This window comes from Micromonospora echinaurantiaca (assembly GCF_900090235.1).
Classification (GTDB): domain Bacteria; phylum Actinomycetota; class Actinomycetes; order Mycobacteriales; family Micromonosporaceae; genus Micromonospora; species Micromonospora echinaurantiaca.
This window is the reverse complement of record NZ_LT607750.1, coordinates 3674679-3688500: the sequence shown is the minus strand read 5'-3', so window position 1 is coordinate 3688500 and position 13822 is coordinate 3674679. Positions and strand designations below refer to the sequence as shown.

Sequence of the window (13822 nt, the reverse complement as noted above, 5' to 3'; positions counted from 1 at the left end):
CCGTCCTAATTACCGCTCGTCGGATGGCTGGTGCCGGTGCGGCCACGTGACAGCGAAAGGCAAGCTTGATGCCTCTGCCGGGCTGCCATCGCCGAGCCAGCGTTGTGGGCGGCGGGGGAGCGTGACACGATTTCGATCGAACGGGGAGGACTTTAAGGTGCTTATCAAATTAGGGCTTTCCAGAGACGCGGAAGCAGTCTATCGTGCAATGCTTGCCGAACCGTCGTGGGGGGTTGTTGATCTTTCCAGTCATCTTGGAATCAGCGAACGGTCGATTCGCAGGGCCCTTGACGTACTCGCGGATCTGTCGTTACTAGCGCCGTCGGAGTCGCAGAATCCGCATCCGGTAAACCCGGTTCTGGGGCTCGCTCCACTGTTGAATCGGGCGGAGGAAGAGGTTCATCGACAGCAGCAGGAGATCGAGGCGACCCGTCAAGCGATTTCGACAATCACCGCGGCCTACGAGTCGCGTGTCCAGGGGCTCAACGACATCACCCGACTAGAGGGCGTGGCCGCCGTCCGCGCCAGGCTCGTTGAACTGGCGGACATGGCTGGACGCGAGTGCTGGTCTCTGAGTCCGGGTGGAGCCCACGGGGCGGAGGCGATGGCGGCGAGCCGGGATCCCAACAGGTTGGCTCTGGCGCGCGGTGTCGAGTTGCGCTGCGTCTATCAGGACGCCTACCGCAACGACCCGGACACGGTCGCGTACGCGAAATGGCTCTCCGGCCTGGGCGGGCAGATTCGGACGGTGCCGTCCGTGCCGTTGAAGATGGTCGTGGTGGATCGTGCGGTCGCGCTGCTGCCGATCAGCCCGAGCGACCCGGGGGTCGGCGCGGTGGAGGTGACCAGTCCGAGCGTCATGCTCGCCATCTGCGCTCTGTTCCACCAGGTCTGGGCGGCTGGTGAGCCTCTCCAATCCCCTTCCCGAACCGAGTCGGACACGCCGACGCCGCTAGAGTTGGACGTGCTGAGGCTGCTGGCGGACGGGCGGACCGACGAGGCTGTGGCGCGCAAGCTCGGACTCTCCGTTCGCTCCGTGCGACGAATTGTCGCCGACGTCACCAGCCGGCTCTGCGCGTCAAGCAGGTTCCAGGCGGGGGTAGCCGCGGCGCGGAAGGGCTGGATCTGACCCAAGCCCGCGAGGGGCCGGCTGCGAAGGAGCAGTTCGACCCTGCCATCGCTTAGTAGGTCGGGTGGCGGTGAGTCCGAGGAGGCGGGCGACGACCTCGGTTCCCACACCCCTTCGGCCCTGGCGGGCATGTACCTCAACTACGTTCCAGACGTGCCGCGGCGCCGGTTGGCTTGCCCCTGCTCGCCGGCCAGAAGAACTGGCGGACAGCACCGTTCGTCGGCGGCGCGTCGGTCGACATGGTCGACCGGCGGGCAGTTTCCGCCGGTTCCACCCTTTGCCCGCGAGTGGGTCCTGACCGAGAAGGTCCGCGGGGGCCTGGGCCTACGACACCCTTCGCGCTGGTGATCGAGCGTGAGGGTGTTGCCCAATCGGCGCCTGGTTCGAGCAACTCCGTGAGGTCGCCACAGGGAACCGATTTCGCGTCCACTACGCGAGACGTCCATGCCGTCCGCGTCCTACCACGGTTCGGTGCGCGAGGCATCCGATATCGTACGGATGGCCCTGGCCGGCTTCGCCCAGCCCTGAACTGTGTCCGGTCGCCCAACCGCTTACTCCGGCGGAGGCCCTGGTCAGGTCGATGCGGTGGCCGGTGGGTAGGTGACACGCGGCTTCCGCCGATCGGCAGCGACACTCGGCTTCGTCGCTTTCTAGGGCATCTCGCGCTCGCTGCGGACGGGGCGGGCAGGAAGCTGCAAGGCAGCCTGTGGCCCGGCCGGAGGTCGTGACAGCGCAACGGACGGATCTAAGAATGTTCACATCAGCGAATCGATATTGCGATCTCGATCCCAGAGTATACGGAGCCAATCGAATGTTCCTACGCGTTATCCCGGCGACGGCCATCGGCATGCTGACCCTCGCGGCGACCGAATCGACCCGCTTGGTGCCGGACCACGACGTACACCGGTCGGTTCTCGCCGTGTCGTCGACCGGAACGGCCATACCGGATAACCCTGTCGACAGCCGGGGCGCCGATCTTAGCGCCGACGGGGGTTTCGAGTGGCATGTTTCGTGACGACCGACGGCGGCTTCGAATGAGGTCCGGCTGCGTGACGCGTGGCCAGCGGTGCACCAGCTCAAGCCCGGAATAGCCAGTGGAGTAGGCGACGGGTTGACCGGGTTCGTGTGAGGCGGCCTTCAAGCCGATTTCTTAGCTTAGTTCTCTTGCGCTGGCTTGACAGGCGCCATTGAGACTACCCAGCAGGCGCGTTCCACCTTGTAACCCTGGCCCTGGCCGCTCCACGATGTGTGGGTCGGCGCAGACAGTGAGGATGGCGGGGTGGGTCCCAGGGTTGGTCTGACTCACCGGCAGACCGACGGTTGCTGTCCTCATCCCGATTCGTCGGCCGGCCCGATGGCCCCCGGCAGCTGCATGTCAACGGCCAGGCGTCGTGACCTGATAGGAGCCCGTGCGAGAGGCTCCCACCACTGTGGTATCCGGGTCGCCTGACCGGTGGCGTGTCCGCGTGTTCTCGACGCGACGGAGAAAGGCGGACCTACCAGCATGGCGGCGAAGAAGCGATCGGTCATCGGCGGTGTCGACACCCACCGCGCCACCCACCACGCGGCGATTATTGACAGCGCCGGCGGGCTGCTGGCCGACGCCGCGTTCCCCGTAAATAGCGACGGCTATGCAGACTTGCTGGCCTGGATGCGCTCGTTCGGGCGGCTGATCGCCGTGGAGTCGAAGGCACTGGCAGCTACGGTGCTGGCCTGGCCCGCCAGCTGACCAGCCGGAAGGCCACCGTTGTCAAGGTCGACCGCCCTGACCTCCTGACCCGCTTCGGCGTCGGTACCGACGTTGTCGCCCAGCTGCTCACCACCGCCGGCGATAATCCCGACCGGCTGCGCTCAGAAGCAGCAGCATTGGCCCACCTGTGCGGGGCGGCTCGGATCCCCGCCAGCTCCGGACGGGTGCGCCGCCACCGCCTCCACCGCAGAGGCGGCCGCGCCGCCAACCACGCCCTGCACGCCCATTGCTCTCTGCCGCCTGCGCTACGGCCCAAGCACCCGCGCCTACCAGCAGCGACGCATCACCGATGGCCTCAGCATGCAAGAGATCCTCCGCTGCCTCAAGCGCTACGTTTACACCGCCCTACGGGGCGACTTCGCCGCCCTCGCCCCTTGACCTCCATATGAGCATCGGGATGGGCGGGCAGGGCAGGGCAGCGAGCAGGGCAGGCAGGCACTGATACTTGACCGATGGATGAACATCTTGCGCCGGTTCTTCGGGTCGCCGATGCCGATGCCTCTGCCCGGTGGTACGAGAGGCTTGGCTTCGTCAAGCATTGGGAACACCGGTTCGCGCCTGGCATGCCGCGCTACGTGGGAATCGCCCGAGGAGGCATGCACCTGCACCTTTCCGAGCACACAGGCGATGCCCGCCCCGGCACGTTGGTCTATCTCTGCGTCAGAGACGTTGATGCGATGGCCGCCGCCTGTGGCATCGGGGAGATCGATGACATGGAGTGGGGGCGCGACTTCGAGGTGACCGACCCGGACGGCAATAGGTTGCGCGTCGGCACACCGAAGACGGCTGTCACTAACTAAGACCAACCCGGCGATAGCCGCCCGGCGACGGCCGGGTGTCGCCACCGCTGGTGCTCGGAGGCCACGTCGGCGTCGATCTCGACCACCGTGGTGGGGTCTACCTGTGCATATGGCAGTGGTTCGGGTCGGTCCAGTTGTCCGGACCAGGATGGCGGCAGTGGCTGCTGCCAGGGGTGCACCGTTGCGCCGCGGCGCGGCATCGCGCGAACGGGGGGAGTATCGCCGTGAGTTCTGCGCGCTGTGTGGGGTTCAGTGGGTGGGTGCGGCCGGTGTATCGCAGTGGTCTTCGCCGGTCGAATCGGCCGAGCAGCAGGGTGTCCGGGTCGCCGATGCTGTCGGTCACGCCACCGACGATCGCTTCGGTGTTGATCCGGGTCCGTATTTCCACCAGCCGCGCCGGCCTGGCTCGTACCGGTAGTGGATGACCGGGCCCGCCTGCTCCGCGGCACCGACGTACACGCCCGTCTGCGTACGGGTTGGTGTCCCCAGGTAGGTACGGATAAACGTGGCCAGGTCACGGTGTGGCGGTGGCCGGCGGTGTGTCCGATATGTAAGACTTAGCCCGATATGAACTGGTGGAGAGGCGGCGATGATTCTGCGGTCGGAGCGGTGGCTGGAGCTGCGCCGGTACCGTGCGTTGCATGAGGCGGGGCTGAGCCTGTCGCAGATCGCTCGGGAGACCGGTCTGGATCGCAAGCAGGTGCGGAAGTACCTGGCTGGCGAGGCCGCGTCGGCGCCGCCGCAGCGGTGACCGCGTCGGGATGCTCGGGCGTCGGTGTTGAGCCCGTTCGCGGATGTGATTGACGCGTGGTTGCGGGCGGAGTTGTTGCTCAAGGGCGCGGTGATTCATGAGCGGCTGGTCGAGCAGTACGGGTTCACCGGCAACTACCAGCGGGTGAAGTTCTACCTGCAGGAAGCCCGGCCGCGGATCGCAGCGGAGATGGGCATCCCTCGGACGGACTGGGCCGGTTGCACCGCAGGTTCGAGTGGTTCCCGGTGCGCAGGCGTAGGTCGACTGGGGCGATGAAGGCGGAATCCTGGCTCGCGTCGGGATCGCGAGGTCTTCTCGTTCCACATGGTGTTGTCGTAACCGCGGGATCCATTCTGCTGCTTCACTTCGAGTCAGGACATGTCGGCGTTCTGGGAGTGCCATCGGCGGGCGTTCGCCCACTTTGGTGTGGTGCCGAAGTCGATCGTTAATGACCGGATGAAGACGGTCGTGCGTCGGCATGTCGCCCCCCCCGTTACCTTTTTGATCGTCCCCGGCCGGGGCCCTTGGTCGCCCGGCCCGGTATGACTTACTGCCCCTGTCGTGCGGATGATCCGGGGGGGTGTTGTCGCCGGGTCGGGTGGCGTCGGCGGACCGCTGATAGGGACACGGCCACCCTGCGGGTAGGTCGCTTCGTAACGTGGCTGCCGGCAGTCCGACGCCTGGACCAGCGGCCGAGGTAGGTGGCGTGGGTGAGGAGGGCGTGGGGTGCACGGCGACTACGGCGTGTTCCTCGGGTTGGACGTCGGCAAGGGTGATCACCACGCGGTGGGGTTGGCTCCGGATGGCAAGCGGCTGCACGACGGGCCGCTGCCGAACACCGAGGCCCGGCTGCGGCAGCTGTTCGACAAACTCGGCCGTCACGGCCGGGTCCTGGTGGTGGTCGACCAGCCGGCCTCGATCGGCGCCCTGCCGATCGCGGTTGCCCGGGCGTGTGGTCATCAGGTGGCCTACCTGCCGGGACTGGCCATGCGGCGGATCGCTGACCTGCATCCCGGTGCCGCGAAGACCGACGCCCGCGACGCCTACGTCATCGCCGACGCGGCTCGCACCCTGCCGCACACCCTGAGGCGGGTCGACACCGGCGACGAGACCCTGGCCGAGCTGGAAGTCCTCGTCGGCTTTGACGACGACCTCGCCGGCGAGGCAACCCGCATCGCGAACCGGATCCGGGGCCTGCTGACCCAGATCCACCCCGGCCTGGAACGCGTCCTCGGCCCGAAGGTGCAGCACAAGGCCGTGCTGGAACTGCTGTCGCGCTGCGGCGGCCCGGCCGGGCTGCGCAAGGCCGGCCGGCGCAAACTGGCCTCGATCGCCGCGGTGCACGCGCCCCGCATGGGCCAACGGCTCGTCGAGCAGATCATGACCGCACTCGACGAGCAAACCGTCACCGTTCCCGGCACCCAAGCGGCGGAGACGATCCTGCCCCGGCTGGCCGACAGCCTCCGCGAGGTGCTGCGTCAACGTGACCAGGTCGCCGTCGAAGTCGACAGGATGCTTGATGCGCACCCTCTTGCCGAGGTCCTGACGTCGATGCCCGGCATCGGCGTCAGGACCGCCGCCCGGATCCTCCTCGAAGTCGGCGACGCCACAGCCTTCCCCACCCCCGGACACCTTGCCGCCTACGCCGGGCTGGCCCCCGTCACCCGCCGTTCCGGCAGCAGCATCCGCGGCGAACACCCACCCCGAGGCGGCAACAAGCAGCTCAAACGCGCCTTCTTCCTCGCCGCGTTCGCCGCCCTGGCCGACCCAGTCAGCCGCGCCTACTACGACCGCAAACGAGCCGAAGGCAAACGCCACAACGCCGCCCTCATCTGCCTCGCCCGACGCCGCTGCGACGTCCTGTTCGCCATGCTCCGCGACAAGATCCCCTACCAACCACGCCCGACAACCCCCGTCCCCACTTGACGAAACCCATAGGGACACCCCCCGGGGCAGGCGGTGCCGCTGCATCCGGAGGCGGTGAGTTCGCCGGGCCTTACGACTTCGACATCGACGTCCTCGCTGCCTACCGACCCACCGGGAAGGGCCGGGTCCGAACGTCAGGTCACGATCGTGCGGGACCACGTCCTGGCCGGGCGGGGCTTTGCGTCCCTCGTCGACCTGTACGCCGCATTTCAAGCGTGCGTGCGGATGCGGCGGGCCCGAAGCCACCGCACCCACGGAACGTTGAGCCAGTCACGTACGGCGGCCGTATCTGGGTGTCGCCGGCGTCATCAAAAGCCGCCATCGTTCTTGCCACTGTGAACGTGCCCACATCGAGCTTGCGTAGCTACGTCAGTGTGAGGCGCAGAATGCCCGACTCTGAGCCTTCGCCGTGTCAGTCGCCGATCTGTTGAAAGATGCCGCGAGCGCGAGTCTGGGCCTCGATGGCACCGTCGACCCATTGCTGTTGTCCCTGCCGGGAGTCTTGTCCCGCCGTCATCCTTCAGTCGCGAGCGGCAATGCCCCGGCTTCGCCACTCTCTCTGGACCTGCGAGCATGCCTGAAGCTTCGCTACTGCCGCAGCATGCCCAGAAATGACCTCCGGCGATTGTTGCGGGCCGCGTATTCGGAGATGCAACCGAGGCATTCCACGGATATACCTCAGATATATGCGTATCACGGACGATCGTCCGTGATAGCTGGTTCCGCTCGGAAGGGGTTGCCGGGACCCACCCTGATCATCGTGATAAATGTTCGAAAGGAACACCTGTGAAACGACTTCTACGCGTAATGGTCACTCTCGGATTTACTGTAGCGGCGATCGTGGTCGCTGTGCAAACACCAGCGCAAGCATTTCCCTCCTATTACTACATCATACGCAATGAGCTCAATGGCAAATGTCTCGACGCGGACGCGACCAATGGTAGCAATGGAACTAAGGTGCAACTATGGGATTGTCACGGGGGAAAGAACCAGCGATGGTACACGTGGAGTAACATGCGTACGGGTATTGCGGAGTTGAGAAACGGGCGGTTTGGGAACATGTGCCTCGATAGCGACAACTCACGTCCCATCAATAACGGCCTCAAGGTTCAACTCTGGACATGCCACGGCGGAAACAACCAACGGTGGATGGCTCGAAACGCTGAGGGGCCAAGTGAGAACGATATGATTTATCATAGCTCTGCCAGCTATCCTTTCATCCTTGACGCGGATATCTCCGGCGGATCCGTCAATGGGATGAAAGTCCAACTGTGGGGAGACCTGAAGGCGGCCAATCAGCATTGGATTCTTCAGTACAACTACGACCCAAACTCGGCATAACCGGGGTACCAGTCGAACTGCCCCCCGGCAGCATCGCCCGCTCGGGGCGCGTGGAACCTGGCGTGCCCTGGTGCCCGACGGCAGTGGCCACGGTTCATCGGGGCGCGATGCGGGGCGTGGCAGGGCAGGTTGGCTTCACAGCCGCAGCGACTCCCTCGGGCCATGGCCCAGAGAGAAGGCACAGTGAAAGAAGGCCAGGAACAGGTGATCCTCGCCGCACACGTCCAAGCGTCCGACGGCCTCTGCGCAGGCTGCCGTGCCTGGTGGTCACGCCTTGTTCCATACCCTTGCTGGCAGATCGAATGGGCGACCAGCCGGCAGGCCCGGACGATCACCGTTCGCTTCCTGGAGGGTGCGCGGTGACCACCAACGGCCCGGTCATGCCGATCTGGAACTGCGGAGGCTGCGGCCCACCGTGGCCCCGCCCGACGTGGTGGCGCGCGCTTCGCGCGGAGTGCGCGGATGCGCCGGTGTCGCTGGTCCTATACCTCGGTTCCTTCGTCGTCCAGGCCGCCGAGGGCATACCCTGGACGTAGCCGGTGGGTTACACCGTCGCTTTCTCGACTGGGTCAGGACGGCAGACCCGTCGACGCCAGCAGTGCGGCAGCGACGTTCAGCAACCGTGCCAGCCGAAGCGCGCCCATGGCCCTGCCGTGCCTCGCCGAGACGCAGGGCCGAGGAGCCCGGCATACGCGAGCGCGCGGTTGGGCTCGTCTTTGCCCTGACCGGGATCGCGCGGCGCCCTAATGGAAAGGCTCGATGGCCTGACATCCGATGAGCCATCCCTTGATCCCAGCGACCGGCACGGCTACCAGTCTTACGTCGAGGGCTCCTGGCCCGAATAAACCGGGGGGTGTTCCGTGCTGGCAGGCTCGAACCAGGGACGAAGCCGGGATCCGGCTTCCCCGAATGGGCCGGGCCATGCCGAAGCTCCCGCTTGTGACGAGGCATCGAGGCGGCAAGAGCCCAACCCGCTCTGAACCCGTTAGGGCTACCGGCCTCCCCCGGACCCGGACCAAGATCGTTCGTCCGGTAGGGCGCTCCACCTTGTCCCCGTCCGGGGAGGCGGAAGGTCGGAGACTGCCCGACGAGGAGATCCGCCCTGTGCCGCGCTGTTGACGCCGAAGACGACAAACAATCGCGCCGGCGACCTGCATCTGCGGTTCCTGGAGGTGGTGGCCTACGGCGCTTCGTTGCTATGGCGTGGCGGGAGCAGCCGGGATCGTCGGACCCGTGGGGGTCGCGCAAATCTCGCTCAGTTGCTCAGCCTTGAGTCGTCGTATCGCAGGGTCAAGGTCGTTGGGCAGGGCGGCGAAGGCCTTGTCGCACTCACGTTGCCGCGCAGCCGGATCAAGCGTAGGCAGGAGCCCGGACGGAGGTGAGCTATCCGTCACTACGCCGATCAACGGTCCGTGCGAGGGCTGAGGCGGGCTGCCAAATTTGCCGAAATCTGTCAGCGCCGCAACAGCCAACACGGTCCCCGCCACCGCCCCTGCGGCAGCAACTACGAGCGCGACCCAGACAAGAGGACGACGTAGGCTCTGCTTTGACCGGGCATCCATCGCCGTACGCTCCCCGAACAGGTGACGCTTTACGTAGACCTAACGGCCGAAAGCATAGGTCAACTATGCACATCCTTGCGGGCACCCACGTCCTCTCTCCGGCCGTCGTAGACCATGCATGGGCCAGTAGCCGCAAGGCGCAGCGGTCACCAGCACGAGAGGTAACCAGGCAGCTCGCCGTGAACAGGGGTTTGGGCATCACGACCGGTTGGGTCGCGCGCGTCCAACCCGAAGGCGACGACGTCCCCACGCTAGGTTTTGTAATGCATCGGCCGTATCCGGCGTAAGCGTGGGTCGAGGGAAGGAGCGACCCGTGGGGCTAAGAACTCCTAACAGAATGATCTAGGCGGACGCATAGAGCTGTCCTTCATGGATGATCAACTACAGTGGTCGGCCGTGAGGCGAGGTGAGCAGCCGCCGTGGGTCGTCTCGGACGACCTGTGGGCCGAGATCGAGCCGTTGCTACGCTATCCAGGGCGCAAGCCGCTTGATGACCGGAAGGTATTGTGCGGGATCTTGTTCGTGCTCTACACCGGGATCCCCTGGGAGTACCTGCCTCAGGAGCTTGGGTTCGGGTCAGGCATGACCTGCTGGCGCCGGCTACGGGACTGGAGCGACGCCGGCGTGTGGCAACGACTTCACGAAGTCCTACTGGGCAAACTCCGGGCCGCCGATCAACTGGACATGTCCCGGGCGGTGATCGACGGCTCCCACATCCGGGCGCTCAAAGGCGGCCCAAAACCGGTCCGAGCCTGGTCGACCGCCGCCGCCCGGGCTCGAAACACCACGTCATCACCGACGCGGGAGGCATCCCCCTCGCCGCGACCCTGACCGGCGGCAACCGTCACGATGTCACCCAACTGCTGCCACTGGTCGACAAGGTCCCCCGGATCAAGGGCATCCGCGGTCGCCCGCGGCAGCGACCCGGTCGGATCTACGCCGACCGGGGTTACGACTACGACATCTACCGCCGCCAGCTCCGCGACAGGGGCATCACCCCGGTCATCGCCCGACGCGGCACCGGACACGGCTCCGGCCTCGGCGCCCGACGGTGGGTCGTCGAACAGACCATCGCCCTGCTGCACTGGTTCCGCCGGCTACGCATCCGCTGGGAGATCCGCGACGACATCCACGAAGCCTTCCTCACCCTCGCCTGCGCCATCATCTGCTGGCGACGACTCCGACAGTCAAAGAGTTAGGAGTTCTAAGTGATACGGCTCGGGCGCGACCCACGCCGTGTGGCAGGTCGCTGCCGTGCGCCTCTCGCGGGCCCTGCTGGTGTCGGCCGCCGCGAGAGCGGACGGTCATTGCGGCGCTGTTCTCCGCCCGGCAGGTATCACTGCCGTGTGTCAACGCCGACTGAACTTCGACCCCTGTGTTCCGGCTGAATGTTGACCCCCTCGCTGGTTGTTGATGTTCAGTCGTTGGTCTTGCTGGCTGCGGGGACGCGGCCGAGGTCGCGGTCTTTGAGCCGGTAGCTGTCGCCCTTGATGGAGATGACTTCGGCGTGGTGGACGAGGCGGTCGATCATGGCTGCGGCGACGACGTCGTCGCCGAACACTTCGCCCCAGCGGCCGAAGGGTTTGTTGCTGGTGACGATCAGCGAGGCTCGTTCGTAGCGGTTGGAGACGAGCTGGAAGAACAGGTTCGCGGCTTCGGCTTCGAAGGGGATGTAGCCGACCTCGTCGACGATCAGCAGCGGGATCCGGCCGAGCTTGACCAGCTCGTCCTGCAGGGGCCGGCGTGGTGGGCGTCGGCGAGGCGGGACACCCACCCGGCGGCGGTGGCGAACGCGACGCGGTGTCCGGCCTGGCAGGCCCGGATCCCGATGCCGATGGACAGGTGGGTCTTGCCGGTGCCGGGCGGGCCGAGGAAGACGACGTTCTCCCGGCCGGTGATGAAGTCCAGGGTGCCCAGGTGAGCGATCGTTTCCCGCTTCAACGACCGCTGGTGGTCGAAGTCGAACTCCTCGAGGCTCTTGCGGGCCGGGAACCTGGCTGCCCGGATGCGTCCTTCACCGCCGTGGGCTTCACGGGCGGCGACCTCGCGTTGCAGGCAGGCGGCGAGAAACTCCTCGTGCGTCCAGGACTCCGCCCGGGCCCGCTCCGCCAGTCTCTCGACGGAGGCAGCCAGGGATGGCGCCTTCAGGGCGCGGGTGAGGAACGCGATCTCGGATGCAACGTTGCGGCTGGTCTTGGCGGCCATCACGCAGCCACCTCAACGTCCAGGCCGAACAGGCGGTCGTAGTCGCTCAATGGCCGGCGTTCGACCTGCGCGTCGACAGCGGTCGCTGGAGTGCGTTGGGCGGCGATGCGCAGGTCCGCTGCGGCTTGCCGGTGGGCGGGATCGGTGATGCTCTGATGCTTGGCCCAGCAGCGGTCGTGCCGGGCCACCGGCCGGCCGTCGCAGAACACCGTCACCTGGTCGCAGTCGGCGGTGACCTCGACCCGCCGCCCGACCACGGATGGGTGCACCGAGTAGTCGTTGCCGTCCAAGCGCACGTAATGATCGCGAGGCAGCCGGGTGCTCTGCCTCCAGCCGGCCACCGGCGCAACCGGCGGCAGCGGCGGCATCACCTGCCGGTCAGCGTCCCACCGCTCAGCCGGCCGGCAGCCCAGCATCCGATGCTGGCGGTTGTTCGCCCGCACCAACCACTCGGACAGCTGAGCCTTGAAGTCGCCCGGCGAGGCGAAGCGGCGTCCGGGCAGGAACGAGGTCTCCAGATAGCCGTTGGCCCGCTCGACCAGGCCCTTGGCCTCCGGGTCCGCCGGCCGGCACTGGACCACCTTGATGCCGAGAGTGCCGCGGAAGGCATTCATCGCCTCCGTCAGCTGAGGCCGCCCGGCCCGCCACTGCCCGACCGCGGACTCGTTGTCCCACACCAACGCCTTCGGCACCCGCCCCCCACCCGGAGATCAGCGTCCAGTGCCCGACCAACAGATCTGGTGACTGCCGAGACGGGATCATCACCGCCGACAGCCACCGCGAATACCCCGACACCATCACCAACACCGGCGGCCGGCCGACCTGCCCGAAGCCCAACGGCACGTCCGCCGGCGGGAACCACAGATCACACTGCGCCAGCTCTCCCGGCAGATACTCCGTCCGCTGGCCGGGGGTCCGGGCGGCGGAACAACGGCCGAAGCTGCTGCACCCGATCGGCGAACACCGTCTTGCCGCGAGTCCACCCGACCCGCTCCATGATCACCGTCGTTGCCATGTCCGGGAACTCCGCCAACAACGCCCGGATCTGCGGCTCCACCGCATCCACGATCGAGCCCTTCGCCGCCGCTGATAGCGGGGCGGCTCATGACTGGCCAAGGCCTTGCGCACCGTGTTCCGCGAGACCCCCAGCCGCCGACAGATGGCCTTGATCGCCATCCGCTCCGCCCGATGCAACCGACGGATCTCCGCCCAGTCCTCCACGCTCAGCACCTCCCGATGCTTCCGGAAGGGGTCAAAATTCAGCCGGAACCACGGGGTCAGTTTTCAGGCGGAGCCGACACCGTGTGGCGTGATCGCGCTGGCCACGCTGGTCGATAGGTAGCCATGTGCCCTTGATCGCGGAGGTGAGCGCGTTCTGCTGCCTCTTCGACAAGCACCGGCTCCCAACGGCCAGCGCTGCGGTGGCGTGCCCGCCCCGCAAGCAGCGGCCGCAGCAGGACGTCCCACACGTCCATTGATCAAGTCGACGGTCAGACAGCGGGTCAGCAGCGCCCCGCCCACGGGTAGCGGGCGCCGAAGGCAGACTTTGGCCCGGTCCGGTACCTGGGTGATCTTTTCGAGGTACCGGGAACGCGGGGAGCGTTGTTGGCCGACCACGTCACGTAGGGCGGACTTGGCCGAGGCGGCACGGCGGATATCGGTGGCGTGCCTGATGGTCGGTAGGCCCGTCTCTCGTTGCCCAGCAGCCAGTCGAGCACGTAGTGCGATTCCGGCGCCCTAGCGACGATTGTTTGGGTGTCGAAGGTGTCGAAGGCGGAGTGCTCGTTGGAGACGTGGGTGTACATGGACACGCCCTGCCCGCGGGCGACGTACCGCCACGTGCGGGGGCGGTTGATGCTCCTGCCCTTGACGGGACCGCTGTCCGTCAGAAGACGACAGAGTGCCCGACCCCGAACGCCCTCGTCAGCGGCAGCTGGTGGTAGCTGATCGTCACGGCGTTCGCGACCATCGAAGTTCGGGCCAGTGCCAGTCGGCGGTCCATGCAAGCACGTCATAGGCACGCCGCAGGACTCGCCATCTCGGTCAAACTCATGTTCGTGGCCTTCGCGATGATCACGTACAGCACGTTGCGTTTGAGCTCGGTGGTTCGGTTTACCTTCTCGCTTGCCCGCACCAGGTGGTCGGCGAAGCCGGTTCGGGCGTCAACCTCGACCAGGTCGACGCAAAGGGCATCCGCGGTCGGCCGCCCTGCGCGCTGCCCGATCCGCATACCGAGGTCGAGGAGACCTGATGCGGCCTCGACGTTGGGTTAGGTCATCGGCTGCTCGGTCTGAGCAACCGGATCGAGGGTGCTGACGCACCTAACATCCGTGCGGAGCATTGATCCTTCCGGGGGCA

At 66.5% G+C, this 13822-nt stretch carries 8 protein-coding genes and 4 pseudogenes; 9 read left to right on the top strand and 3 right to left on the bottom strand.

The features are described from left to right. Positions 1 to 208: 208 nt before the first annotated feature. The 9 genes and pseudogenes from GA0070609_RS33910 to GA0070609_RS16525 all read left to right on the top strand — a co-directional run bounded on the left by GA0070609_RS33910 (position 209) and on the right by GA0070609_RS16525 (position 10458). The gene (locus GA0070609_RS33910) at positions 209 to 1129 is read left to right on the top strand and encodes a helix-turn-helix transcriptional regulator (RefSeq protein ID WP_231928308.1); all 921 of its coding nucleotides are present in this window, start codon (positions 209 to 211) and stop codon (positions 1127 to 1129) included. Between the two features lie 1504 nt (positions 1130 to 2633). Next, positions 2634 to 3257, top strand: a pseudogene (locus GA0070609_RS16565) (transposase). 74 nt (positions 3258 to 3331) lie between these two features. Continuing rightward, positions 3332 to 3679: a glyoxalase superfamily protein gene (locus tag GA0070609_RS16560; RefSeq protein WP_088994618.1), complete on the top strand. Its 348-nt coding sequence runs from the start codon at positions 3332 to 3334 to the stop codon at positions 3677 to 3679. A gap of 589 nt (positions 3680 to 4268) precedes the next feature. Then, positions 4269 to 4430: a helix-turn-helix domain-containing protein gene (locus GA0070609_RS34485; RefSeq protein ID WP_172899350.1), complete on the top strand. Its 162-nt coding sequence runs from the start codon at positions 4269 to 4271 to the stop codon at positions 4428 to 4430. Between the two features lie 24 nt (positions 4431 to 4454). Next, a complete protein-coding gene (locus GA0070609_RS34480) occupies positions 4455 to 4706 on the top strand; it encodes a hypothetical protein (protein WP_172899349.1) in 252 nt (83 codons plus the stop codon). A gap of 450 nt (positions 4707 to 5156) precedes the next feature. Continuing rightward, positions 5157 to 6356, top strand: a complete 1200-nt coding sequence (locus tag GA0070609_RS16550) for an IS110 family RNA-guided transposase (protein WP_172899343.1) — start codon at positions 5157 to 5159, stop codon at positions 6354 to 6356. A gap of 807 nt (positions 6357 to 7163) precedes the next feature. After that, positions 7164 to 7697, top strand: a complete 534-nt coding sequence (locus GA0070609_RS35245; protein ID WP_088994617.1) for an RICIN domain-containing protein — start codon at positions 7164 to 7166, stop codon at positions 7695 to 7697. A gap of 57 nt (positions 7698 to 7754) precedes the next feature. Beyond that, positions 7755 to 8060 carry a hypothetical protein gene (locus GA0070609_RS35240; protein WP_408630668.1) on the top strand — a complete coding sequence of 102 codons (306 nt, stop codon included), beginning with the start codon at positions 7755 to 7757 and terminating at the stop codon, positions 8058 to 8060. A gap of 1568 nt (positions 8061 to 9628) precedes the next feature. Then, a protein-coding gene (locus tag GA0070609_RS16525) for an IS5 family transposase (protein WP_157748212.1) occupies positions 9629 to 10458 on the top strand; the annotation gives its coding sequence in 2 pieces (ribosomal slippage) (positions 9629 to 9995 and positions 9995 to 10458; 831 coding nt in all). Positions 10459 to 10676: 218 nt separating this feature from the next. On the opposite strand, the pseudogene istB reads toward GA0070609_RS16525, so the two are convergent. The 3 pseudogenes from istB to GA0070609_RS35350 form a co-directional block, all read right to left on the bottom strand. Continuing rightward, positions 10677 to 11464, bottom strand: a pseudogene (istB, locus tag GA0070609_RS16520) (IS21-like element helper ATPase IstB). Further along, a pseudogene (gene istA / locus GA0070609_RS16515) lies at positions 11464 to 12694 on the bottom strand (IS21 family transposase). Before istA ends, istB begins: the two co-directional pseudogenes overlap by 1 nt. Positions 12695 to 12815: 121 nt before the next feature. After that, positions 12816 to 13672: pseudogene (locus tag GA0070609_RS35350) on the bottom strand (Tn3 family transposase); the annotation flags it as partial. Positions 13673 to 13822 lie beyond the last annotated feature (150 nt).